The sequence below is a fragment of the Chitinophagaceae bacterium genome, assembly GCA_016710165.1.
Lineage (GTDB): Bacteria > Bacteroidota > Bacteroidia > Chitinophagales > Chitinophagaceae > Ferruginibacter.
In genome coordinates, this window is the sequence record JADJLJ010000001.1 from 2,314,763 (window position 1) to 2,340,533 (window position 25,771).

Here is a 25,771-nt window from a genome sequence, read left to right on the forward strand (position 1 = left end):
ATCCGGTAAAAATTATTCTCCTGCAAAAAAATACACTGCCCGCGAATTGCAGGAAGATTATTCCCTGCTGCGGAATATCCTCGAAAAAAAACACCCTTCGCTTTACTGGTATACCGGCAAAGACAGTATGGATATGTATTTTGACAAATACTACACGGAAATAAAAGACAGCATGACCGAACAGCAATTCGGCTGGAAGGTGATTGCCCCGCTGACAGATAAGATCCATTGCGGCCACACCAGTTTTGGAATGAGCAGGGCATACAATAACTGGGCAGAAAATAAAAAATTCCCTTCTTTTCCTTTATTCATGAAATTCTGGAACGATACCATGGTGGTGACCGCAAACCTCAACCGGAAAGATTCGGTTTTGAAAAGGGGCACACTTATCAGATCCGTAAACGGACTATCCAATACTGCCCTTAAAGATATTTTGTTTGGCTATATGACCGAAGACGGGATGGCCAACAATTCGAATTATATCCGGCTGAGCAGCAACTTCCCGTATTATCACCGGAATGTTTTCGGCATCAGCAGGTACTATGCTGTTACGTACCTGGATGACCGCGGTGTGGAACAGGCCATAAGCGTCCCTGTTTTTGATCAGCGAAGAGACAGCGGGCAAGGGCCAAAACCTGCAGCGCCTGTAAAAAAAGAAAAGCGGGTAACAAAAAAACGGCGTCTGCAGGAAATTCGGTCCCTGGCCATTGATACAACAAACAACACGGCCATCATTACCCTCAATACGTTTTCATCCGGCAGGTTGCGGAAATTTTACCGGCAAACATTCCGGTACATAAAAAAAGCCGGCATCACCCATGTTGTGATCGACCTGCGCAGCAATGGCGGGGGAAGAATAAACCTTTCAACCTTGCTCACAAAGTATGTAAGCCGGCAAAGCTTTAAAGTAGCTGATAGTTCTTTTGCGGTTGCAAAATCGCTGCGTCCTTTCACCCGGTATGTAAAAAACGGTTTTGTAAACAACCTGGGGCTTTTTTTTCTTACCAGGAAAAGGGATGATGGATTATATCATTTCGGTCACTGGGAAAGAAAGGTTTACAAGCCAAAAACAAAAAATCATTTCTCCGGAAATTTATATGTTCTCACCAATGGCTCCACATTTTCTGCATCCACCATTTTCTGCAATGCGGTAAAAGGCCAGCCTGGTGTGGTTTTGGCCGGGGAAGAAGCGGGAGGCGGCTGGTATGGAAACAACGGCATCCTCATTCCGGATATCGTTCTTCCCAATACACATCTCCGTGTAAGGCTTCCGTTGTTCCGCCTGGTACAGTATAACCATGCGGCCAAAGACGGCCGGGGCGTTATGCCCGATATTTATATCGGTACCGATTACAATGCTTTAATGAAAGGCGTAGATAAGAAAATGATGGTGGTCATGCAACTGATCAAAGAAAAAAACGCCGGGAAATAGCACTACAGTATAGTAAATGAATCTCCATCTTTCCAGAACGGAAATTTTTCCCTTACCTCTTCCAGTTTCTCTTTTTGCAAAGCGATGGTAAATATGTCTTCTTCATCAGCCATATGATATAAAACCTGTCCAAGTGGATCGATTACCAGGCTGTTGCCGCTGTGGTAAATATTGTTTCCGTCGGTTCCCACCCGGTTAACTCCTATTACGTAACACTGGTTTTCTATTGCCCGGGCGCAGAGTAATGTTTTCCAGGCATGGCTGCGGCGTTCGGGCCAGTTGGCCACATAGATCAGCACATCGTATTCCGGAACAGGGAGCGGACCCGTCCCGCTATTTGTGGGAGTTGAAGTGTGGCCGGTTTGAGCGGAGTCGGTTTGAGCGGAGTCGGTTTGAGCGGAGTCGGTTTGAGCGGAGTCGAAAACCCGGTTCCTGCTCCAAACAGGGAACCGGAGGTCATAACAGACCTGCAGGTTTATTTTCCAGCCCTTAACAGAAGCGATCAGCCGCTTGTTCCCGGGTTTGTATTTTTCATCCTCACCCGCATATGCAAATAAGTGCCGTTTATCATAATGCCCGTATTGCCCGTTGGGCAACATCCATACAAGGCGGTTAAAGAATTCTCCTGCTTCTTTAATGATCACGCTTCCGGTAAGTATGATCCCGTTTTCACGGCTCACCCTTTGCATCCACTGTATTGTTTCCCCATCCATTTCTTCTGCATGCTGGCCGGGATCCATACTAAACCCGGTACTGAACATTTCCGGCAACACAACGATCTCTGTTTTTTCCTCAATGGCTGCAATTTTTTGCTCAAGCAGGCGCAGGTTCGCAGATTTCTCTTCCCAGAAAAGGTTGGTCTGTATGGTACTGATGGTGAGGGTTGACATGAAAATCGGTTGTTCACAAATTTACGGATTGGTTCAATAGGAACCCGCAGCAGATCGGCTGCTTTTCCCTTTATCCGTCCATTAAAAAACAAAAGCGTACTTTTGCGCTCCACTCCTTTCATAAGATACGCTTGTTGCAAGCCAATGTGGTAACAAAATATTTTCCTGCTGATTCAGAAAATGCAACGTCTTTGCCAGCCTTATACTAAACAATCCATTTAATGGCATTTAAAAAATTAGAATTAATTGATCCCATCCTTAAAGCATTGGATGCAGAGGGGTATACCACCCCAACACCCATACAGGCACAATCCATCCCGTTGATACTGGAAAGAAGGGACCTGCTTGGCTGTGCACAAACCGGTACCGGCAAAACAGCCGCATTTGCAATACCCATACTGCAGATCTTATTTGAGCAAAAGCGGGAAGAACATGGGCCCCGGAATATAAAAGTGCTGATCCTGACCCCGACGAGGGAACTGGCGATACAGATCGATGAAAGCTTTGCTGCTTATGGAAAATATACGGGGCTTTCCCATACGGTAATTTTTGGCGGAGTGTCCCAATTGAACCAAACCAATATATTACGACGTGGGGTTGATATTCTGGTTGCTACCCCGGGCCGCCTGCTTGACTTGATCAGCCAGGGGTTCATTGACCTGAAGCACCTTAAAATCTTTGTGCTTGATGAGGCCGACCGTATGCTTGATATGGGTTTTATACACGATGTAAAAAGGATCATCACGAAGTTGCCGGCAAAAAGACAAACCTTGTTTTTCTCTGCTACCATGCCGCCGGAAATACAGAAACTGGCGCATGTATTATTGACCAACCCGGCCAAAGTGGAGGTTACTCCTGTATCCTCAACAGTTGATGCCATTGAGCAAAGCCTTTATTATGTTGGTAAGCAGGATAAACTATCCCTGTTGTTACACCTCCTGAAAGATGAAAAGATAATCACAGCGCTGGTGTTTACCCGGACAAAGCACGGCGCTGATAAAGTGGTAAAATTCTTACACCGCCACAATATCACGGCGGCGGCCATCCATGGGAATAAATCGCAAAATGCCCGGCAAAATGCATTGGGTAATTTTAAAAGCGGAAGTCTCCGTGTTTTGGTGGCAACCGACATTGCGGCCAGGGGCATTGATATTGACGACCTGTCGCATGTGGTCAATTTCGAACTTCCCAATGTGCCCGAAACCTATGTACACCGGATTGGCCGTACCGGAAGGGCGGGCAATACAGGCATTGCGATCTCATTTTGTGATGCCGAAGAAAGGGATGAATTAAAAGATATCCAGAAACTGATCGGTAAAAACATACCGGTAGTTGCAGAACATCCTTATCCTTTAAGCATTGATCTTTCTGCTGCACCAATAAAAGCTCCCCAAAAATCCATGCCGAAACGTTCGAGGGGTTTTGGGAATTTTGATAAGGCCAAGAGCCGGAACTTCAGTAACAGGTATAAGGCAAACAGGAGTTAATATACCCAATAGCCACATTGTACGGGGTCTTCAATCCCCGTATCTTACACAAAAAATTAATTATGAAAAAGATCTTTTCCCCTTTTTTGATTGTTGCCTCGGCGATAATTTTATTAAGTGCTTGTAACAACGAGGCGACTAAAACAGAAACAGCCCCGGCCTTTAGTCTTGACAGTGTTAAAACAGCCATTGCGGCCAGCAATAAAGTGTTTGGTGAGAGCTGGGCAACCGGCGACTCAGTCAGGTTTGCGGGATGCTATACCACGGACGCCTGCATCAATCCGCCCAACATGCCGGGAATGTGCGGTTCGCAGGCTATTTCTGCTTTTTTTAACGGCGGGTACCAGATGGGGATAAGAAATATCAAGATCACCACCGGGGAAGTTTCCGGCGGTTCGGAAGCCGTTGCAGAAATCGGTACCTATGAAATGTTCGGAGATAAAAACGTTTCCCTGGACAAGGGGAAATTTATTGTTGTATGGAAGCAGGAGAATGGCAAGTGGAAAATGCACCGGGATGTATGGAACAGCGACATGCCGCCGCCGCCGCCTCCTCCGGCCGCAAAGTAAAAACAATACCGATCTTTTATAAACCGGGGCTGGCCCCGGTTTTTTATTTAGCTCTACTTTCAGAATAAAATTGCTATTTTCATTTGCTGTTTTAAAAATTCTTCCCGTGTTAATTCTCTTGTTATGGCGCCGCAGAAATATTTTTCCTATTTATTGAATCCCCTGGAGTTGCTGCGCACCCGGAAAGTATTGACGGTAAACAAACCGGTGATCGCAGAAAGAAAAGAGCCGGAGCATACGTCTATTTTTGTTTTTGACTACAACGGAGCGAATATCACGTTCAAAAAATTGAATAATGTTCCGGAGTGCTTTCCATATATAGATTCTCCTTTGGTGTCCTGGCTAAATGTTGATGGGTTAAGAAAAACAGACGTGGAAACGATCTGTGGCCACTATGGTATTCATTATCTGATTACCGAAGACATTTTGAGCCTCGGCCAGCGGGCAAAAACGGATGAAATAAACGGGTTGCTCTTCTGCCTGCTGAATATGCTGTATTTTAATGAGCAGGACTCCGCTGTTGAGTTTGAACAAATAAGCATTGTACTTGGAAAGAATTTTGTCATTAGTTTCCAGGAAGATCCGGACAAAGATGTTTTTGATCCCCTGCGGGAACGCCTGAAAATAAACAACTCCAAGGCTTCGGCAGAACGGCGCAGATTTTTTGTTCTATTCCCTCATCGATATGATCGTTGATAATTATTTTGTAGTGATGGAAAAGCTCGGTGAAAAAATTGAAGAGCTGGAAGAGGATATCGTACGCCGGCCAAATACCCGTAGTCTTGCTAAAATAAATATGCTGCGTAAAGAGATGATCGTTTTAAAAAGAAGCGTAACCCCTCTCAGAGAAATGGTAAACGGTATTCTTAAAAGCGAAAGCGAATTGATAGAAGTGCGGACTGAAAAATATTTCAAAGATGTATACGATCATGTTTTACAGGCAAACGACCTGGCTGAAAACTACCGGGATATGATGATGAACCTGCAGGACCTCTATTTAAGCAATGTGAATTTAAAAATGAACGAGGTTATGAAAGTGATGGCTGTGGTAACCTGTCTGCTGGCCCCGGCAACGGTGATCGGGGGAATATTCGGGATGAATTTTGATGTTATTCCATTTGCACATGAAAAAATCGGTTTCTATTCTATTGTCGGGCTCATGGTCTTCATCCCACTGCTTATGCTGTATATTTTCAAACGGCGGGGGTGGTTTTAGTTTTCCTTTTTTTTCTTGTAGATCGGCACCGTACTGCACGGCTCCCCATACATGATGCTTTTTGCCGTGGGTCGCAAAATGTTTGTAACAGCCACATATGCCGACTCGGGGATGGGCTGTTCGCCGCAGCCTTTTATTACAACCCTTTTATCCTTATACTCCTCTGCATTGATCGTTGATATGTTTTTTAATAACAGCGATTGATTGAGATGATCCTTGTCTCCAAAAACGATTTCCTTTGCAACGGGTTGCAGGTAACTTACCACCAGCATATATGCCCACATGGGTATCACCGCATCCGCTGAGCAGGTAAGCGCAACGTTTTTTCCGGTATACGGCGCAAGGTCCAGGTTTTTCATTGCCTCCCGGAAGTCCTTTTCCTTCAGTATAAGGCCCATGAACAGGTGATCCTTCATATCAAACACTGCTGCTGCGTCCCTGGGAAAAAAATCCTCCAGGTCCAGTGTAACCAGGCCGCTTTCCGAAACCTTATTTACCAGCAATTCACTCATGGAGCAAAGATAATAAAACAGCCCCCATTTATAGTGGGGGCTGTTTTCGATTAAAGGTATTTAACAAAGCGCTTAATAAAATTTGCTTCGGTTGTCTTTTATGGTTGCTTTTTTCTTAAGGCCCTCAAACCAGTTAATGGCAGACTGGTTGCGAAGCGTTGCTAATTGCTGTGACTTAAACTGCGCCGTTTCTTCGGGTATATCGCCTGTTTTGCTGGCTATGCCGTTCACTTTAAATACATAAACCATCGTTTTCCCGGCAAGCGGAGCTGAAACCTTGTTCAGGTTTTCTTTATTGAAAACAGCCCCGATCAGTTTGGGTTCGTTACCTATGGAATTAATGATCTGGCTGTTGAAGGTAATGGTTGAATCAAGTCCCGCTGTCATAACTTCCTTGCTATATGCAGAGGCTGCTTTTTCAAGGGTTGGGTTCGGTCCCAGGTTTTTAATGATCTGTTCGGCCTTTTTCTGGTCCCGTATAACGCCTTCTGCCATTGGCCTGGCTGTTTCCAGGTCCTGTATCCCTTCTTTAAATATCTTATCAACAACGGCTACCACAAACATATCGCCAATATTGTATGGGTCGCTTATTTCCCCCTTTTTGGCTTCAAAAACCCAACGGATCAATTGACGGGCATCCTGTAATTCACCGGCCTGGGCGTCATTTTCTTTTACCAGGGCACCGGAAGTTATTTTCCGTAACCCGTTTTTCTGAATATAGGAATCAAAATTCTTCAGGTCTTTTTGTGCGGCCAGTTTGGTTGCGTCAAGACTTGCCTTTTCGATCGTTGCTTCGCTGGCAGAAATTTCTTTTGCCATGAAGCCGATCTTATATGCCGGGCTTGTTCCTTTCTGGCTCATCACTTCTACTATGTGATATCCGAATTGTGTCTTTACAACCTCCCTTGAACCTACTGGTTTTTCAAAACAAAACTTATTAAACTCAGGAACCATTGCTCCATAGGTAAATGTTCCAAGGTCCCCGCCCTTTTCTTTGCTGCCGTCTGATGAATATGCCAGGGCAAGTGCGGCAAAGCTGGCGCCGCTGTTAATAGCGGTTAAAACGCTATCGGCACGTTTTTTAGCAACACTGTCTTCTATAATTGGCTCGCCGGTCTGTGTATTGATGGTGGCAATTAATATATGCCGTGCATTCACGCTGTCTGGAAGCGTTCTGCTGCCAAGGTATTTTGCCAGTACATAATTACCGTTATCAACATAGGGTCCGTAAACCGAACCAACAGGAAGTTTTACAATAGAATCCGTTGCAAAACTGCTGATCTTTGATTTTGGAACGTAGTTGGTGTCAAAATCAATGGTTGATGTGTTTCTTGCAAGGAAGTTCTTAACATTGGTTTCGTTTGTAAGGTCGGATTTCAGCGCCTCCACTGCGGCTTTCACCCTGGCGCTGTCTGCTGCATTGGGCAACTGGCTGAAACTAACATAAGAGATCGTCCGGCCGGCTTCCTGTTTGAACAGGTCTTTGTGTGACTGAACATATTTTTCAATTTCGGCGTCGGTAACCTTTACAGTGCTGTCGCTGATCACAGCATAAGGAATACCCACATAAGAAATGGTTGCAAAGTTCTTTTTATCTGCATTGTCCCTTTCCTGCATCCAGGCAGGGTAATAAGCGCTGGCATTTAACATCGCAAAGTATTTGCCCGATGTGCTGGTTATCTTTTGCGGGCTTATAAGCTGTGCATTAACTGCGTCTAATTGTTCATCTTTTGCCTTTTTAATATTGGCAATCGCCTGGTTCACCTTCACAATATCCAGCTTTCCTGTTTGGGGGTCAACCATTCCTTTTTCCTGCATTAATGGATTAGAAGGGTCGTTACTCTTCAGTATACTTTCCAGTTCTTTTGAGGTGAATTCAATTCCCAGCTTGGCGGCTTCGGCATAAAATACACGTTCGGCTGTTATTTGGTTCCAAACCTGCTCCCTGATCTGGGCAGACCTGGCTGTATTGGGCTTTCTTCCTGTTTGTTGTTCGTCCTGTGCCTCCAGGAATTTCACCTTTTTATTAAACTCGTCCAGTTCGATTGCAGACCCGTTTACCTTTCCTATGTTGCTGGAATTGGAGTTAGACATCTGGTTGCCTTGTTGCCTGGCGTCCATCAATATAAAGCCAATAAGGCTTAAGGCTATTACTCCTATTACAATAGCAGCTCCTTTATCACGAATACCCTGAATAATTTGCATATTTATCTAAAATTATAATGGACGGCAAAAATAGGGTAAAAAAGCATATAATCAGGTTCTTTACACTCAAAAATGCCCTTGGGGGCCTCGTTTAATGATCGTTGGAAAGAGATTGCCTTATCTATAAAGGATACGGTCACCGAAGATTAATTTATAATATTAACACCCGTGTGTTAATATCGGCCTCATTTTGTTGATAATGGCATTTTTTAAAACTCCCGGGTATGAAAAGAATGGGGAAAGTTTACTGATTTAATTTTTATGGTGTCTGGGGCTGTTATGAACAGGTGTTTTATCCATTTTTTATTAACCGGGGATTTAGAGAAACACCGGATTTTCTTTCAACACTGCTTGTTATCAACAAATGTGACTAAACGTATATACAGGCAGATTGATAAGCCGTAAGTCTATATTAAAAAATGTTAATTTCCGGTGTATGTGTGTTAATAAACTAAACATTCTAATTTTGCAGTGTACTTTTTAATCCTTTTTTCCACAAATCAACACCCCTAGTAGTAGTAGGTGATTATATAAATAATTAGTATTAATACATACTATGACAGATATCAACATTGCAAGATCACAAATACAAAAACTGGGTTTTTTGGATATAGAAGTGGACCCGTCGCTTGATCTTTTTGCAGCCATCGAAGACCTTAAAAAAGAAAAGAACGCAATAATTCTTGCGCATTATTACCAGGAACCGGATATACAAGATGTGGCAGATTTTATTGGCGATAGTTTAGGCCTTGCGCAAAAAGCTGAAAAAACAAATGCGGATATCATTGTTTTTGCGGGAGTTCATTTTATGGCCGAAACGGCAAAGATTTTAAATCCTTCAAAGAAGGTTTTATTGCCAGACCTGAAAGCAGGTTGTTCTCTCAGTGATTCAGCGCCTCCTCCCCTTTTTAAAATATTCAAGGATAAACACCCGGGGCATAAAGTTATTACCTATATAAATTGTTCTGCAGGAATCAAGGCATTAAGCGATGTTATATGCACATCATCAAATGCGCAGAAGATCGTGGAGAGTTTTCCGGCTGACCAACCAATAATCTTTGCCCCGGATAAAAACCTGGGTGCATACATTAACAAAAAAACCGGCAGAAATATGGTATTGTGGAATGGCGCCTGCATGGTTCATGAGATTTTCAGTTTTGAAAAAATTATAAAACTTAAATTACGTCATCCGAAAGCGAAATTAATAGCACACCCGGAGTGTGAAGATCCCGTTTTGAATCAGGCAGATTTTATCGGAAGTACTACCGGGTTATTGAATTTTACAAAAAGCGATCCAGCAACAGAATTTATCGTGGCAACCGAAACAGGTATCCTGCACCAGATGCAGATAAACAGCCCGGGAAAAACATTTATTCCGGCCCCGCCAAATAATAACTGTGCGTGTAACGATTGCCCGCATATGAAATTAAATACACTGGAAAAACTATATTTATGCCTGAAGTACGAAACGCCCGAAATAACCATGGATGAGGAATTACGGATTGCTGCAAAGGAACCCATCGACAAAATGCTAAAAATCAGTGCACAATATGGATTATAAAACAAAAAGAAAAGTAAATAGGTGGCTAAATTCACTTTTTATATGTATAATCGCGGGCCTTATTTCAGGTTGTTCTGCCCGGGATGAAAAAGCAAAGAATATATATTACATCGAGTTAATAAATTTCAGCGATAGCCTGAGGAATTATATTTCAACAAACTCATTTGGTAAAGTCGCCTTTTATAAAAAGAATGAGTTGAAGATCGTTTCACAGAATTTTATAACAGAGGAATACCCGGATATGCATTATATATCAAGTATTGACGCTGTTGATATGAAAGAGGTTGAACCCGGGGCAAAAAAGATACGTGTTGAATTTGTTGGGATCTATTCAGTGGATAGTATAAAATACGCACTGAGTAAATATAGTTACCGGGAAAATAAGTGGAATAAAATATCCGATCTGGGGATAGTAAAGGGAGTTACCACATTTAAAAGGGCACGGGAGTTTTACATTACAGAATTTGGAAAACAAATTATCAATAATATGATTACTTACACATACGAGTAGGCTTTCCGAAAATTGATTGAATACAACCAACCCGGTAATGATCATGGAGCAGGATTCAATATAATTTAGTTTTATCTTAGTAGCCGGTAAACAGGTCATGGCACTATATTGAAAAAGCTACTTCGGCATATCCCTTTTTTAAAAGCTGTGTTGTTACATAGCGTAACTGCTTTTGGAGGCCCTCAGGGGCATACAGGAATGGTTTTAAAAACATTTGTGGAAAGACGCCGGGACCTGACCAAGGAAGAGTTGATGGAGTATATTGCCTTTTGTCAGCTCCTTCCGGGCGCATCATCCACACAGACACTTACTTTGATCGGTTATAAGAGGGGTGGAATCCAACTAGCGGTTCTTACATTGATTCTTTGGATATTTCCAGCCTGCTTTTTAATGGGGGGGTTGTCTTTTCTTGTTGGTAATATTGAAAAGAGCGGGATTCAAACAAACCTGTTCCGGTTTATTCAACCAATGGCTATCGGCTTTTTAGCCTATGCCGCCTTTAAGGCATATAAGATCAGTATAAGAAACACCATTACCGGTGTTATCATGATCGTTTCTGCAGCAATTACTTACTTTCTTTTTAAAGCCCCCTGGATCATCCCGGCATTGATCGTAGCCGCAGGAATAGCGACAAACATAAGTAACAAAAGAATTCCGGAAAAGGAGGTGGTTAAACCCCGGCAGATACGCTGGACGAATATCTGGTTGTTTGTATTGATCTTTATTGTAGCGGGTGTTTTGAGTGAAACCGCAAGAAAGCAGAACTGGGAGAATAAAAAGCAATACAATCTTTTTGAGAACTTTTACCGGTTCGGAAGTTTTGTTTTTGGCGGCGGCGATGTTTTGATCCCCCTGATGCTCGACCAATATGTTGCCAGGCCCACATCAGAGCGGGTCATGAAAAAGAACCCGGATGTCATCAAGGTGGAAAGGGAGGAACTGCTTACCGGTGCCGGAATGGTCAGGGCGATACCGGGTCCTGTATTTTCTATAGCATCATTTATGGGGGGCATCGCCTTAAAGAAGGAGGGCCCCGAAAGACAGTTGCTTGGATGTATGATCGGATCAATAGCAATATTCCTGCCCAGCGCTTTGTTGGTTTTGTTCTTTTTTCCTGTTTGGCAAACCCTGAAAAAGTTTGTTGTGGTGTACAGGTCCCTTGAAGGAATAAATGCTGCGGTGGTGGGTATAATGATCGCAGCAACCCTGTTTTTATTGAAAGATGTATCTGTTATTTCTTTCAATTCTTTCAGCCTTATTAACATTTCTGTTATTGCGGGAACATTTTTGGTGCTTCAATTTTCGAGAACACCCACACCGGTCATTGTATTATTCTGCCTGCTGCTGGGGTGGGTATTTTAACTACTTTCGGTAATATCCTGCCAGTTCTATTTCATTTTTTACAACATCGGGAACTAAAAAACGGATTGATTTTCTTTTTTTGATCAGCTCACGGATCTTTGTTGAGGAAATTTCGAGCAACGGGGCTGTTTCAAGTATATTAATTTTTGCACCGTGCGTTTCAGTGATTTCAAACCCAGGCCTTTTATAAATATAAATAGGGTGATTTTTTATGATGTTGTCAAAATTTTTCCACTTATCCAGGTTTTTAAACCCATCGCTTCCCATCAATAACGAAAAATCATATGTAGGGAACTTTTCCTTCAGGTAAGCAAGCGTATCAACCGTGTAAGATGGCCTGGGCAAAGAAAACTCAACATTACTGGCACGCAAACCATTCTCTCCGTCTATAGCAGATTTTATTAAATGCAAACGGTGGTATTCATTAAGCAAGGAGGAAGATTGTTTAAAAGGATTTTGTGGAGAAACAACAAACCATACCTGGTTCAAATCGGTCTCATTTACTGCGTGGCTGGCAATTATTAAATGTCCAATATGTACTGGGTTGAAAGATCCAAAATAAAGCCCAATCTTCATTAGTGTTTGATAATCAATTATTTATAATAAATCAACTTAGAGAAGCGATGGTTTTTTCTTCAACCCATATCATTTTGGCCTCATCTAATCTAAGGCTTAGTCTATAACCCGCCACAGATATTGATATCGGATCTCCTAAGGGGGCTATCTGTTCAACAACCAGCGTTTCGCCGGGCACACAACCCATTTCCATGAGTTTTAAGAATATTTCATCGTTCTCAAACGCACTAATTATAACCGATTTACCAATAGCTACTTCTGATAATTTCTTTTTCATATTACATACCCCCTCTTTATAAATACAAATTTACCAAATCAATATTGTTCTCTAATTTCGTTTTACGAAAATAATAATGACAGATAAAATTCATTTTTTTTACCTTAAACACTGCTATTCACTTAGAGACAGGACCAGGTTAAAATCATTTTTGCCCAACATTTTTAAAGCTGAGGGAAAGGATCTGAATAGCCTTACTTATATATTCTGTTCCGATAAATACCTGCTGGAAGTAAACAGGACCTATCTGAAGCACGATTATTATACCGATATTATCAGTTTTGATTTATCCGGAGAAACAAGGGCTATTGATGGTGAGATATACATCAGCGTTGACAGGGTGGAAGAAAATGCCCGAAAAATAGGGGTTAGTATAAAAACAGAGATTCACAGAGTAATTTTTCATGGAACACTTCATTTGTGTGGATATTCGGACAAAACAAAGCATGAAAAACTACGAATGCGAGAAAAGGAGGAGGAATATTTGTATAAGTACTTTAATAAATAATATATTATTATAATTATTTATAGTTCATATTGGTGATAATAAGCTGCTTTTCATAAAAATTGGTTTCACGTGGAACCCAAAATACCCATAAAGAGGGTTTCACGTGAAACCTAACACCCCCTCTCACTGAAACATCAAAACACTAACTTTGCCAAATGTTTACGCAGTATGATGTTATAGTTGTTGGAGCAGGACATGCCGGCTGTGAAGCCGCAGCCTCGGCCGCAAATCTGGGCAGCAAGGTCTTGTTGATTACCATGAACTTACAAACAATTGCACAAATGAGTTGCAATCCAGCAATGGGAGGCATTGCAAAGGGGCAAATTGTTAGAGAAATCGATGCAATGGGAGGCTATAGCGGGATAGTGAGTGATAAAAGCATGATCCAGTTCAGAATGCTCAATAGATCCAAAGGGCCTGCTATGTGGAGCCCCAGGGTTCAAAGTGACAGGGGTTTGTTTGCCACAACCTGGAGGGAAATGCTTGAAAACACACCCAATGTTGATTTTTATCAGGATACCGTTAAGGGAACATTGGTTAATAATGGCATAGTAGAAGGAGTGGAAACCGGATTTGGACATAAAATAAAGGCCAGGTCGGTTGTTTTAACCAATGGAACCTTCCTGAATGGGGTTATTCATGTAGGAGAGAAAAACTTTGGGGGCGGAAGAATTGCGGAGAAAAATTCGGTGGGAATTACCGAACAGCTTGTTTTACTGGGATTTGAGACCGACCGGCTAAAAACAGGTACACCACCAAGGATTGATGGAAGAAGTCTTGACTATTCCAAGATGGAAGAACAAAAGGGAGACGAGGAAATTGTTGGATTCAGTTTTTTAGATATTGATAAGCCCAGACCAGAGGAACAAAGGAGTTGTTGGATAACTTATACAAATGAGCGGGTACACGAATTACTAAAGACCGGATTTGATCAAAGCCCAATGTACCAGGGAAGGATCCAGGGAACCGGACCAAGGTATTGCCCGAGTATTGAAGATAAAATAAGCAGGTTTGCACAAAGAGACCGCCATCAGCTTTTTGTTGAGCCAGAAGGTAAAAATACCATTGAGATATATGTGAACGGATTCTCCACATCTCTCCCAGAAAATATTCAATATCAAGCACTTAGACTAGTTCCGGGGTTTGAAAATTGTAAAATGTTCAGGCCGGGTTATGCAATTGAATATGATTACTTTCCCCCAACACAGTTGAAATTTAGTTTAGAAACAAAACTCATTGAAAACCTGTTTTTTGCAGGTCAAATTAACGGAACAACCGGCTATGAAGAGGCTGCTTGCCAGGGATTAATGGCAGGAATTAATGCACACCAAAGGGTAAAAGGCCAGGAAGCCTTTATTTTAAAAAGGAGTGAAGCATATATAGGAGTTCTTATAGACGACCTCATAAACAAGGGTACCGATGAACCATACCGCATGTTCACCAGCCGGGCAGAGTTCAGAACTCTTTTGCGCCAGGACAATGCAGACCTTCGGCTTACAGAAAAAAGCTACAGGATAGGACTGGCATCACAGGAAAGAATGGAAAGGGTGAAGACAAAAACTGAAAGCATCAGAAAAGTGAAAGAGACCCTTTCCTCCTTAAGCCTGGAACCAGAAGAAACAAAAGATTTTTTTGAAAGCGTACAATCCTCCGCGTTATTAACCAAACAAAAAGCATCCCAAGTCCTGCTCCGGCCAATGGTAGGGCTGAAAGAGATGGCCGAATATGTTCAAAGGGTAAAAGATGCTGTAAGGGGGTTCGACAAAGAATCCATTGAACAGGCTGAAATACAGATTAAATATGAAACGTATATTGAAAAGGAAAAGGAGCTTGTTGCCAAAATGAGCCAGCTCGAAGACCTGCTTATTCCAGACAACTTTAATTATGAAAAACTACTATCACTAAGTAACGAAGCCCGGCAAAAATTCACCAGAATAAAACCCAGGACCCTTGGACAAGCTTCCAGGATTTCGGGAGTTAATCCCAGCGATGTTCAGATTTTGATGGTTTTTATGGGCAGATAAAAAAAGACAATAAAAATGAAGTTAAATTTTCAGAACAGCGTACCTAAGGAATTAATTTTTGAGAACGTTGCAGAATACCTGCACCTTCAGAAGTTAAAGATCAGCAAAGAAGATAACACCCGGCCGTGGGGCGGTTTTTTTGTAATTGAAGAAGGCGAAGCCGAAAAATTCATTAAACTTTATTTTCCCCATCTCACTAAAGAAGAGTTGAGTATTTCGGGAAAACTCAGCCCCAAGATCTTGATAGTAGCGCCCGAAAAAAGGCTAAGCTGGCAATATCATCACCGGCGTGCCGAGATCTGGAAACTGATTGGTGGAACCGCTGCGGTTGTAACCAGTGATACAGACGAAGAAAAGGAAACAAAATACCTGAATATCGGCGATATTATTCAGCTGAAACAAGGAGAACGCCACCGCCTGGTTGGTCTTGATAATTGGGGTGTTGTTGCCGAGATCTGGCAACATACCAATGCAGACAACCCCAGCGATGAAAACGATATTATAAGGCTGCAGGATGACTTTGGACGGTAGTTTATTGCCGGACAATTTTGCTGGCCGCAATTACCATCCTTAGTTCACCATAACTAATACCCGGAGGCAGATTTTCAATTAATGTTTTATGGCTGCCTGTACCATGTCTGGCAACCGCCTCATTTATCAGGCCCAGCTTTTCTTTATTAACAAACTCATTGATATCTATTTCACCGACGCCTACAAAATAAGCAAGGTGACCCTCAATTGTACTGGTGGATAAATTTCTTTCTTTAGCAATGGCTGCAATGTCTTTTCCTTCTTTGTATAAATGAAAAGAAACGGATTTGGTATCAGGGCCGGCCTCTTTTAGCTTTATCCTTCTTTCTTTTTTCGGATTGACCAACATTGCCGCCATATTGCTTTCCAGGCTGTATCGTTCACAATAATCACTTACCATTTCCAGGATTTCATCGCCATATTTTTCTGATTTTGCTTTTCCAAAACCAGCCATCAGCATCAGGTCTTTCTTCGACAGGGGCAGATAGGTGCTGATCTCTTCCAGCGAAGCCTGGTTGGCTACCATATAAACAGGCTGGCCGGTATCAGAACAGATCATATTGCGCCAGCGCTTTAATGTTGCAAGTAGTTCCGCGTTTTGCGATCCGTCATGACCCGCATTTGTATCGCTTGCATAACAGGAAAGATTGAACCGTGGTATTACTAATTTTAATTTGTGCTGTAAAAAACCGGTTACAGAGAACGGGGACTTACAATATTGCATGTAAAAACAGGCTGTATTAACTGCTATGGCAAGTTCATTTAGCTTTTCATTGATGGGTGCCGAAGTTTCTTTGTGCTCTGTTGTTACCGGGTGATCTTTTAAATCAGTCAAATAACTTTCCAACCTCGGAAGAAAATGACTGGCAGCATCCGATATTCGCTTTTGAAGAACAGCATTGTTTTCAATCATATCGGTTTCGTTGATCAGGGTTGAAATAAGGCTGCTGAATTTTAATCCTACTGTCCTGTCTGCCACAAGCCCGCGATTAAAATTCTCTATCCAGGAAGCTGCTTTTTCATTGAGCCGGCCTTTGTGCTGTTTTACCAGCAAGCCCAGCTGTTCACCAACAGCCGACGCCTCCTTAAAAGAAAAAATATCTTCCAGCAGCTGTTCGGTGAAGATTTTTCTTGCCAGAACAAAACGCCCCGGTAAAGACCCCTTATACAACAATGATTGCTGGGCTTTGCTCACATTAACATTGTTGCTGATGGCAGAAGGGGGAATTTTACTCAACAATACAATTCCATCCAGGCTGGTGCAGCGGCTGAGGGCAACATATACCTGCCCGCTGCTAAAGGCCGCCGCCGCATCGATCATAACTTTATCAAATGTCAGCCCCTGGCTTTTATGAATGGTTATGGCCCAGGCAAGCCGCAGGGGATACTGGGTAAACGAGCCCAGCGTTTCCTGTTCTAATTTTCCATCAGCCCTGTTCAGGGTGTAACGGCTGTTATCCCAGGTTTCCGGCCTCACATCAATATCGATAGCATCACAGGCAACAACGATCTTATCTTTTTCAAGCGACCTGATCACCCCGATCTTTCCGTTAAAATATCTTTTCTGGACTACATCATTCTTCAGGAACATGACCTGGGCACCGGTCTTTAAGACCAACTCATATTCGGCAGGGTACATGGATTCCGGAAAATCACCCTCTACAGCCGCATTGAAAGTAAAGGAGACCTCGTCAATTTTATAAAGCCGCTGTTGATTTATAAGATCCGCCTGGTTGTTGTGTGAGGTAAGTGTGATGTATTTTTCTTCTGCCCCGGGCCGGAAAGCCGGGTTATACCGGGAATGCAGCAACTCGAAATCGCCCGGACCCATTTGATTGTTCCTTACCTTGTTCAGCAATTCAACAAAGCCCTCCTCCTTTTGACGGTAAATTTTATTCAGTTCGATCAGCAAAGGAGAAAGCTCTTTAGCCGCAAGACTGTCGAAAAAGAAAGGCGAAGAGTAGTATTCACTTAAGATATTCCATTCCTGGTTTTGTGCCACCGGCGGCAGCTGGAACAGATCGCCGATGCACAATAGCTGTACTCCGCCAAAAGGTAAGTGATGATTCCTTCTTACACTCTTTAAAATAGCATCAATGGCATCCATGACATCGCAACGCACCATACTTATTTCATCGATCACCAGCAGCTCCATTTTTCGGAGCAGTTGCTGCCGCTGTTTATTGAACCGGACCTTTGCAAGCAATTCGTCCTTGTGGTTCTTTGTAGGCAAAAACGGATGAAAAGGCAATTGAAACAAACTATGAAGCGTAACCCCGCCGGCGTTAATGGCAGCAACACCGGTTGGGGCTGCCACAATGATATTCCTGGTGGAATTCTCCTTAAGATATTTTAGGAACGTTGTTTTGCCCGTACCGGCTTTCCCGGTAAGAAAAATATTCTCTGAGGTTTCCGTAACAAACCGGAACGCCAGGTCAAACAGTTCATTGTGTTCAATAGCGTGCATGGTAATAAAGATAAGGCCATAATAAGAAACCGGGCCCGGTTAATTGTTATATCAACCCGGCCTTCTCCGGAGTTTTTTCCCTTAAAAAACTGGTTTTTACTCCATGGTGATAAAAGCCGGATTTTATAGCATTGTGGTTGGGATAAGTAAATAAAAAAGATAGAAAGGCGTTCCCTGTTTTGAGAATACCCCTCTATCTTAACAAGGGAATTATGCAGAGGCCTTGCTGCCAAGCATCAGTAATTCATTTATCTCCACTTCGGAGATGAATTTTTTAACGCCCTCTTTATCCGTATAACTGCGGCTGATGAGCTTGCCTTCAATGGCTACTTCACTTCCCTTGTTCAAATACTTCTCAGCAATGTCGGCGATCTTGCCCCAGGCTACCATGTTGTGCCAGGTTGTTTCTTTAACCTTTTCACCTTTGGCATTCCGGTAGATCTCGTTGGTGGCAATACTAAAACGGGCAAGCTTTTTCCCGCTTTGGGTGTTTTTGATTTCTGGAGCATTGCCCAGGTTGCCGATGAGCTGAACTTTGTTTCTTAATGTGTACATGTTTTAAGATTTGTGTCCGGCCCTGGGCCGAACGGTTATTATTTTATTTCAACCAGCAGGGAGACGTCATTTCCCGCTGACGGCACAAAGATGAAGCGACAAAAAAACGGTAGCCGGAGATTATCCTTTTACTTACCTGTATAAGCGTTTGTAAACGGATGGGGAAAAAGGTAGACCCGAAGCATCAATAAAACCAATTCCGTACTATGTTAAAAGAGAGAGAAGACAAGATATGCCTGCTTTGCGGGAAAATACTGAAAGGGCGCAGCGATAAAAAATTCTGTGATGATTATTGCCGGGCTGCCTTTAACAATGAGCTTAAAAGCGCTGCCAATAACTATATCCGGAATGTGAACAATGCACTGGGGAAGAACCGGCGCATTTTGGAAAGCCTGCTTCCTGCGGGCGAACAAACCGCAAAAGCCAGCCGGGATAAACTGGCGGAAAAAGGATTTCTGTTCAAATACCACACACACCAATACAACGCAAGGAATGGCAATACTTATTTCTACTGCTATGAATACGGATACCTCCCGCTGGAAAACAACCGGCTTTTGGTAGTTAAAAGAAACGAAGAGTAAAGAAAGCGCTTGGCCATTTCAGAGGCAGCAAATTAGCGCCCCCAACAATTATTATCATGCCGGATAATAGAGTATTTTTACCGGCTAATTAATGATTTTTCAACAGCTTCTATATAGAACCGCCCGACTGATCTTTTTACCTGTTTGTTCATTTTGCATCAGCGAAAGATCCAATGCACAATGCGGCACACCCATATCTGTATTTCCATATACAGAAGGTTTTGAAACAACCAATGGCGCCTGGGCGCCCGGAGGCTCGGGGTCTGACTGGGCATGGGGCACACCAGCCAAATCAACCATAAACGCTGCGGCAACCGGTTCCAAATGCTGGATCACGGGTGGACTGACCCCGGGGTCTTACAACAACGGAGAAGCATCCTGGTTACAAAGCCCCTGTTTCGATTTTACGACAGTTCAGCATCCCTATATTTCCTTTGCTGTTTTTTGGGAAACAGAAAGAAGGTTTGACGGTGCAACCCTGCAATACTCAATAAACCTTGGCGCCACCTGGATAAATGTGGGCAGCCTGAACGACCCGCTAAATTGTTTGAATGACAACTGGTTCAATTTTTCCCCCATCACCGGGCTCAACCCGCTTGCAACGATAAGAGAAGGATGGTCGGGAACCATTCAACCAACCATTGGCAGTTGCCAGGGAACCGGGGGCAGCGGGCGTTGGGTAAATGCACAACATACCATGCCGTACCTGGCAGGAATACCCAATGTGATCTTCCGCTTTGCATTCGGGGCGGGAACCACCTGTAACAATTACGATGGTTTTGCCATTGATGACATCGTGATCGGGGAGGCGCCTCCCAATAATGCATCTTTCACGTACTCCTGTACCAGCAGCAACTCCATAAGCTTTGCAAACACGTCTGCCCTTTGCCCGGTGCTTGAATGGAATTTTGGTGACCCTGCTTCCGGAACAAATAATACTTCAACCGCACAAAATCCAACGCATGTTTTTTCAGCACCAGGAACCTATACCATTACCCTGGTCGCGACTGGCCCGGATAATGAAGCCGATACCACATCGCAAACCATCCATATCCTTGGCTTAACAACATCCGTAATTACCGGCATCAATTGTTTTGGAGATAAAACCGGTTCTGCAACAGTAAACGTTGTGCCTGCAGCAGCAGCCCCGTTCAATTATTTGTGGAATACAAACCCGGCACAAACCACCCCGACAGCAACGGGCCTGGGAGCCAGCATCTACACCGTTACTGTAAGTGCGGCAAACAGTTGCCAGGCAAATACAATAGTGATCATTACAGAGCCGGCTAAACTATCCCACAGCGTAACTATCATTCAGCCCGGCTGTTCTGCACCAACAGGAACCGCCACCATAACAGAAAGCGGGGGAACCCCGCCATATAGCTATTCCTGGTCTCCTTCCGGGGGAACCAGTGCAACCGCAACGGGGCTTGTGCCGGGAAACTATACCGTAACGGTTACAGACAGCAGGTTGTGTACGGAGAATATCAGTATCAGCATTGTTACGGCAACTTCGCCGGCGGTTAATATTGTGAACAGGAAAGATGTCAGTTGTTATGGGTTGAGTGATGGAAGCGCAGCCGCACAGGTTTCGGGGGGCAGCCCTCCATATACATACAACTGGAATACTGTACCGCCGCAAAACACGATAACCGCCATAAATCTTACGGCAGGAAATTATACCGTGACCATAGATGATAATAACGGATGTACCGCCTCCGCCTCCGTTCTCATTTCGCAACCCGCTGCCGGCTCTTGCGGCGATGTATATTTCCCCAATTCCTTTACCCCCAATGGCGATACCAGGAACGACGGCTTTGGTCCCCTGGGAAATTTATCTGCCATCAGCAATTACCGGCTGTTGATATACAACCGCTATGGCCAACTGGTATTCAGCAGCAACGACCCCTCTGAAAAATGGAATGGTTATTACAGGTCGAAACTGAACAGCCCCGGAAGTTATGCATGGTATGCAAGCTTTACATTTAAGAACAACTTCAGGAGAACCGAGCAGGGAACCGTAACGGTGATCCGGTAAAAATGAAACTACATCGAAAACTCAGGCTTCTTGTTTTTAGGAAGCGCCCGGAAACTTATGGGCATTGCTGTTTGTTCCTGCGGGAAATCATCCGACTGCAATTCGATCCTCCGGGTAATGTCTCCCAAAGAAGAAAGCCGGTCAAGCGTATACGGAATGGTATCAAGCCCGGAAGCAAATTTTAAGATATAGCTGTAAATGGCAAACAGGCTGCCGGCCATTACGGTTGGGCTGTGCATGTTTTTGGAAACGATCAGCGAAACAGCGATGACCACCAGCACCATGATCTCCATGAAGCCAAAGTTCCAGGCCTCTTTATCGGAGATGCGGATCTGCCACTTGCGCAGGTTGTTATAATGATGACGGATCATCGAATTATTCCCGGTGGAGATGATGTCGACCTGTTTTTCCAGTTCATCGTTTTTGTGCCTGTTCAACCGCTTCATTCTTTTGCCATAGAGCATACTGATGATGATAACCGGCACAAGGATGGCCAGGCAGATACCTACCACCACTTTATCGTAGAAGAACAAAATGACCAGCGAACCCAGTATATTATACGTCGCTTCAATCACATACACCAGGTCGTGTTCTAAAAAATCAACAAACTCTCTTGCCAGGGTTGAATGGGCGCTCAGCTTGGATACTTCTATTTTATTATACCGGCGGCTGAGGAATTTTGTTACCAGGGTTGTGTATATGGCTGTGTAGGTACGGGTATCGTACATATGCCGGATTGTTCCGATAAGCAAATAACAAAGGTGAACCCCCGTTAATACGATAAGCCCGTTATAACTTCCCTTTATCAGGTCATTGATCGCCTCACCAAAAAAATAAAACCGGAGCAGGCTGCCCAGCATTTCCAGCGAGAACAGGAAATACGTGATAATAAGCTGGTACTTATGCTTCATCATCAGGGTGCGTAATATTTGAAATTTAGACATAGCGCTGTTCTTTTGATCCTTGAATCACCTGGTTAATAAGCCCAATAAGGACGATGAATTTAAATACGGTTAGTAAGACGGGAAGACGTGAGGCGGGTTTAATTGGTCCGGAGGCTTTCTCTTTCGGTTACCGAGTTATTCGGGGGTACCGGAAACACGTCCGCAACAATTAGCTGCACCACAGCGGCAGTCAAAGGGCTCCATGTGTTCATCCAGGAAGTTTGCGTAGTTGAGGGTTAGTTCTTCGCCTTTCGAAATGTTTCGTAAAGCCACTACATTTAAGCCTTCATATCGGGTGTTAGGATCACAACTGTGATTTTGTGGGGCCCAGTTTGCCGGATTATCATCCCACAGCAAAAATACCTCTTTGCTCAGAGGATAAGCGTACTTTCTAAAAGTTTCTTTTTCCTTAACATTCCATTTGTTTTCTGCATATCTGCGGGTAACGATCCGCTGTGCCATCTCTTCCCCCTTGAAAATCACCTCCCTGGCGTTTATATTCTGATTTGCATATATGCCATAACCTGCAATGGCATTGCCTTTCATAGTATACTTTTTTTGCCTGCGTTGGTGCCGGGCAATGCCTTCATCAATTATTTTTTTAAGAAATCCTGCCTGGCCAATTCCATCACATTTTAAAATATAATCGGCAGAGCCTTCGTATCCGTCTTTATAAAATACCGAGCAGGTAAAGTTAATTTCCAGGAAAAAGATCTCGTTCTTTTCATTCACCCGGAAGTCGAGCCGGGCATAGCCAACCCCGCCAAATCCCTGGAATATCTGCAGTGCCGCATCTTTTAATTGCTGTTCCAGGCCGGGGTCGTTGCAGGGAATATTTGCTTCGGGATGAAGCTCCGAGGTCTTCAATGCATAGGTCTTGAATTGAAATCCCTTCGGAAAGATATATTCGATGGGCTTGAACACCGTACAGCTTTTTCCTTCCTGCGCATCGGCCACCAGCATCACCGTAAACTCCCTGCCCTGGATATATTCTTCCACCAATAACGGCCCGTATTCTTCCATGATGGAAGCACATTTTCTGACCAGGTCTTCTTTATTGTAAACAAGCGAGCTGTCATCAACACCCAGGCTGTCCCCGGCCTTATCCGGCTTAACAAACAACGGATACTGCAAATGGGCGCATTCTTTTTCAATATCATCAACCGACCCGATCAAGGCAAAGGCCGGAGTTTTTATACCCGAAGTATACGCCACGTATTTCATCAGGTCTTTGGGCGGATCGTAAAGCAACGAAGTGGGACCGGTAAAAGGAAGGTTCAGCAACTCCATGAAATAAATAACATCCACGGAGGGCACAGTCCATTCAAGATACCCTTCACATAAGTTAACGAAGACGTCGAAGTTCTTTTTCTTAAGCTCTTTCAGTTGTTTGTAAACGGTAAGCTTGTTCAGTTGCACATGCTCAAATTCTGCCCCGGGCATTAAATGTCCCAGATCCCTGGCCGGGTCGTAATTTTTATAATCTACATCGGATGTGGAGTAATCAGGTTGAAGAACGCAAACTTTCATATTCAATTTTTTTCCGCCGGCCTCAGGAAATGCCCATCGAACCCTTGCGTTTCAGCGCTTTTGCGGACAGCTTCTTTCTTTGATAAGCGTCGTTTATTATGGCTACCACCAGTTGGGTGAATGTTTTTCCGCTCAGCCTCAATATGGCGCCAATGGAAGTATAATCCTCGTCTTCGCTCAGGCCACATTGTGCGTTTACCTCCAGTACATATATTTTGCCGGTCTCTTTATCCATCCGCAGGTCAACCCGGGTGTAGCCCTTGCCCCTGGTGGCAACAAACGCCTCCCAGCTGATCCGCTTTATCTCTTCGATCAAAGAAGGGTCGGGCAATTCATATTCATAAAAATTGCCTTCATCCGGCATGGGGTTCTCTTCTTCATAAATTTCCCAAAGCCTGTCAAAGCTTAAGAACTTTTCTTTTTCAGGCAGGGAAGGATGAAAGATACGCTCTACCGGTTCATATATTTTTGCCTTTCCGGGCTTATCGTAAGAACCAACGATCAGCACGGTATATTCCGGGCCGCTGATGAAAGATTCAGCTACGATCCCATCACAGGTCAGTTGCCAGCCGCGGTAACCATCAAACATATTCTGTACCTGTTCATCAAGTTCTTTGGGCGTGCTCACAACATTTCGTACGCCAACGCCCATGCTGCCGCCGGAAACGGAAGGCTTTACTATAATGGGAGAACCAAGTTTCCTGATAATGTCACCGGTATCTTGGTCCCTGGCTGTTATGGCTTCCCAGGGCGCCGTGGGCACGCCGGCCTTATCAAAAGCCTGCTTCATGGGTATTTTGGAGGTAGTGATATGATAAAAATATTCATCAGAGCCGGTATAGAACAATCCTTTCTCTTCCAGCAGCTTCACTACCGATATACCAGGCGTACCATTCACTTCATCACCATCGCAGAGGTTGAAGATGAGGTGGATCTTATTGTCTTTCTCATTCTTTTTGGCGATGTTGTCAATAACCGACGCATAATTGTTTATAGTAACCGGTTGCCATTTCCATTCCACATCCAGTTCATTGAATGTTTTGCTGTATTCGGCAATGCTTTGTGAAAAATCGTAGTAATAATCAATATTCGGGTCACTTGTCTCCAGGTGCGGCGCCAACACCCATACATAAAGCTGGTTTAGCGGAACAGCGGATAAAAATGAGTTAGATGGGGCCATACTGGAACGGGTGAGTTACAACGACAGCTTTTGTTTTACCTGCGATTTAATGAAATCGGTCAAACGGTACCTGGAAAGTGTTTCTATAGAAAGATGGGAAGCGCCGTTGATCAGTTGTAAACAGTCCTTGCTTCCGCAGTTGCAAACAAAGGGTTGTGCCATATCCCACTCGGTGGAAGGGTAGAAAAATGTAAACTCTTCACCAGGTTGCAGTGGTTGCAGGCATATAAGCTGCAGGGAACTGGTATCAAAAAAAACATTGGGACTGCAACTGTGGTTGATGTACTGAAGGAACTCCGGCATCAGCGTAATATGCCTGTCGGTACCGGTTTGTACGGTCAGGTACGTTGGATAGGATTGGGTAATTCCTGCACTGAAATTGCAGATCACATCACCGGGAGCAAAATGCCGGGTGGCGTGTAATGACTTTTGACTGGAAGCATTATTCAGTAAAACTTCTGCAAAAACATGATTACTGATAACTTCGGCGGATGGGGTAGTAATGGTGGTTGTTATCATGCGGTTTTAGAAGGGAATAACCCGTAAAAGTTTAAAGTGATTAATGTTTATTTTTTGAATTTACGTATACGATAGTAAATGTATAAAAGCATTGTTTAATTAAAAAGTTTATTGGGCATTATTATTCACTGGTGGATTAATTGTTTTATAATGTGAATAACCAGCCAAATCATTTTATCACCCAGCAGAACCCGGTTATTGCTAAGTACAAATAAAACGATGCAGGCGAACAGGTGCTGATGGTAATAAAGAAGGCTGTCCTTTTAAGACAGCCTTCTTTAAATAATCCGTACAGG

The 25,771-nt window shown here is 43.5% G+C and carries 22 protein-coding genes and 1 pseudogene; 12 read left to right on the forward strand and 11 right to left on the reverse strand.

All coding sequences use genetic code 11. The annotated features are described in order from the left end of the window. The first annotated feature begins 46 nt into the window (after nt 1–46). Nucleotides 47–1,432, forward strand: a complete 1,386-nt coding sequence (locus IPJ02_10150; GenBank protein MBK7375897.1) for a hypothetical protein — start codon at nt 47–49, stop codon at nt 1,430–1,432. A gap of 2 nt (nt 1,433–1,434) precedes the next feature. On the opposite strand, the gene IPJ02_10155 is transcribed toward IPJ02_10150, so the two are convergent. Further along, complete coding sequence (locus IPJ02_10155) at nt 1,435–2,322, reverse strand: nitrilase family protein (GenBank protein ID MBK7375898.1); 888 nt, start codon at nt 2,320–2,322, stop codon at nt 1,435–1,437. A gap of 221 nt (nt 2,323–2,543) precedes the next feature. Here IPJ02_10155 and IPJ02_10160 point away from each other — a divergent pair, with 221 nt between their 5' ends. The 3 genes and pseudogenes from IPJ02_10160 to corA all read left to right on the forward strand — a co-directional run bounded on the left by IPJ02_10160 (nt 2,544) and on the right by corA (nt 5,594). Beyond that, the gene (locus IPJ02_10160) at nt 2,544–3,809 is read left to right on the forward strand and encodes a DEAD/DEAH box helicase (protein MBK7375899.1); all 1,266 of its coding nucleotides are present in this window, start codon (nt 2,544–2,546) and stop codon (nt 3,807–3,809) included. A 62-nt stretch (nt 3,810–3,871) separates the two neighbouring features. After that, nucleotides 3,872–4,378: a DUF4440 domain-containing protein gene (locus IPJ02_10165; GenBank protein MBK7375900.1), complete on the forward strand. Its 507-nt coding sequence runs from the start codon at nt 3,872–3,874 to the stop codon at nt 4,376–4,378. A 123-nt stretch (nt 4,379–4,501) separates the two neighbouring features. Continuing rightward, nucleotides 4,502–5,594, forward strand: a pseudogene (gene corA, locus IPJ02_10170) (magnesium/cobalt transporter CorA). Here corA and IPJ02_10175 read toward each other — a convergent pair. Both IPJ02_10175 and IPJ02_10180 read right to left on the reverse strand, forming a co-directional pair. After that, entirely contained in the window at nt 5,591–6,106 is a 516-nt protein-coding gene (locus IPJ02_10175) for a DUF2480 family protein (protein ID MBK7375901.1), read from the reverse strand. The pseudogene corA and the gene IPJ02_10175 overlap by 4 nt on opposite strands. 72 nt (nt 6,107–6,178) lie before the next feature. Then, a complete protein-coding gene (locus tag IPJ02_10180; protein ID MBK7375902.1) occupies nt 6,179–8,311 on the reverse strand; it encodes a peptidylprolyl isomerase in 2,133 nt (710 codons plus the stop codon). A 556-nt stretch (nt 8,312–8,867) separates the two neighbouring features. Here IPJ02_10180 and nadA point away from each other — a divergent pair. From nadA to chrA, 3 genes are all read left to right on the forward strand, one after another. After that, on the forward strand, nt 8,868–9,872 hold the full coding sequence (gene nadA / locus IPJ02_10185) for a quinolinate synthase NadA (protein MBK7375903.1): 1,005 nt from the start codon (nt 8,868–8,870) through the stop codon (nt 9,870–9,872). After that, on the forward strand, nt 9,862–10,383 hold the full coding sequence (locus IPJ02_10190) for a hypothetical protein (GenBank protein ID MBK7375904.1): 522 nt from the start codon (nt 9,862–9,864) through the stop codon (nt 10,381–10,383). The genes nadA and IPJ02_10190 overlap by 11 nt, the downstream gene beginning before the upstream one ends. 147 nt (nt 10,384–10,530) lie before the next feature. Continuing rightward, nucleotides 10,531–11,745 carry a chromate efflux transporter gene (gene chrA / locus IPJ02_10195; protein ID MBK7375905.1) on the forward strand — a complete coding sequence of 405 codons (1,215 nt, stop codon included), beginning with the start codon at nt 10,531–10,533 and terminating at the stop codon, nt 11,743–11,745. Here the strand turns inward: chrA and IPJ02_10200 are convergent, their stop codons facing one another. Both IPJ02_10200 and IPJ02_10205 read right to left on the reverse strand, forming a co-directional pair. Further along, nucleotides 11,746–12,321: a nicotinate-nucleotide adenylyltransferase gene (locus IPJ02_10200; protein MBK7375906.1), complete on the reverse strand. Its 576-nt coding sequence runs from the start codon at nt 12,319–12,321 to the stop codon at nt 11,746–11,748. Between the two features lie 31 nt (nt 12,322–12,352). Then, nucleotides 12,353–12,598, reverse strand: a complete 246-nt coding sequence (locus tag IPJ02_10205; GenBank protein MBK7375907.1) for a ferrous iron transport protein A — start codon at nt 12,596–12,598, stop codon at nt 12,353–12,355. Between the two features lie 76 nt (nt 12,599–12,674). On the opposite strand from IPJ02_10205, the gene ybeY reads away from it, so the two are divergent. The 3 genes from ybeY (at nt 12,675) to IPJ02_10220 (ending at nt 15,661) form a co-directional block, all read left to right on the forward strand. Continuing rightward, nucleotides 12,675–13,106: an rRNA maturation RNase YbeY gene (ybeY, locus tag IPJ02_10210; protein MBK7375908.1), complete on the forward strand. Its 432-nt coding sequence runs from the start codon at nt 12,675–12,677 to the stop codon at nt 13,104–13,106. A gap of 155 nt (nt 13,107–13,261) precedes the next feature. Then, the gene (gene mnmG, locus IPJ02_10215; GenBank protein MBK7375909.1) at nt 13,262–15,130 is read left to right on the forward strand and encodes a tRNA uridine-5-carboxymethylaminomethyl(34) synthesis enzyme MnmG; all 1,869 of its coding nucleotides are present in this window, start codon (nt 13,262–13,264) and stop codon (nt 15,128–15,130) included. Nucleotides 15,131–15,145: 15 nt separating this feature from the next. Further along, a complete protein-coding gene (locus IPJ02_10220; protein MBK7375910.1) occupies nt 15,146–15,661 on the forward strand; it encodes a phosphoheptose isomerase in 516 nt (171 codons plus the stop codon). Nucleotide 15,662: 1 nt separating this feature from the next. On the opposite strand, the gene IPJ02_10225 is transcribed toward IPJ02_10220, so the two are convergent. After that, a complete protein-coding gene (locus tag IPJ02_10225) occupies nt 15,663–18,128 on the reverse strand; it encodes a helix-turn-helix domain-containing protein (protein ID MBK7375911.1) in 2,466 nt (821 codons plus the stop codon). Nucleotides 18,129–18,338: 210 nt separating this feature from the next. Continuing rightward, on the reverse strand, nt 18,339–18,683 hold the full coding sequence (locus tag IPJ02_10230) for a single-stranded DNA-binding protein (GenBank protein MBK7375912.1): 345 nt from the start codon (nt 18,681–18,683) through the stop codon (nt 18,339–18,341). 206 nt (nt 18,684–18,889) lie between these two features. Between IPJ02_10230 and IPJ02_10235 the strand changes: the two genes are divergently transcribed. Then, entirely contained in the window at nt 18,890–19,264 is a 375-nt protein-coding gene (locus IPJ02_10235) for a hypothetical protein (protein ID MBK7375913.1), read from the forward strand. Between the two features lie 91 nt (nt 19,265–19,355). Next, entirely contained in the window at nt 19,356–21,302 is a 1,947-nt protein-coding gene (locus tag IPJ02_10240; GenBank protein ID MBK7375914.1) for a gliding motility-associated C-terminal domain-containing protein, read from the forward strand. A gap of 8 nt (nt 21,303–21,310) precedes the next feature. Here IPJ02_10240 and IPJ02_10245 read toward each other — a convergent pair whose 3' ends face one another. The 4 genes from IPJ02_10245 to IPJ02_10260 form a co-directional block, all read right to left on the reverse strand. After that, nucleotides 21,311–22,246: a hypothetical protein gene (locus IPJ02_10245; GenBank protein MBK7375915.1), complete on the reverse strand. Its 936-nt coding sequence runs from the start codon at nt 22,244–22,246 to the stop codon at nt 21,311–21,313. A 135-nt stretch (nt 22,247–22,381) separates the two neighbouring features. Continuing rightward, the gene (locus IPJ02_10250) at nt 22,382–23,776 is read right to left on the reverse strand and encodes an SET domain-containing protein-lysine N-methyltransferase (protein ID MBK7375916.1); all 1,395 of its coding nucleotides are present in this window, start codon (nt 23,774–23,776) and stop codon (nt 22,382–22,384) included. A 22-nt stretch (nt 23,777–23,798) separates the two neighbouring features. Beyond that, the gene (locus IPJ02_10255; GenBank protein ID MBK7375917.1) at nt 23,799–24,956 is read right to left on the reverse strand and encodes a hypothetical protein; all 1,158 of its coding nucleotides are present in this window, start codon (nt 24,954–24,956) and stop codon (nt 23,799–23,801) included. Nucleotides 24,957–24,971: 15 nt separating this feature from the next. After that, nucleotides 24,972–25,475: an SET domain-containing protein gene (locus IPJ02_10260; protein ID MBK7375918.1), complete on the reverse strand. Its 504-nt coding sequence runs from the start codon at nt 25,473–25,475 to the stop codon at nt 24,972–24,974. Nucleotides 25,476–25,771 lie beyond the last annotated feature (296 nt).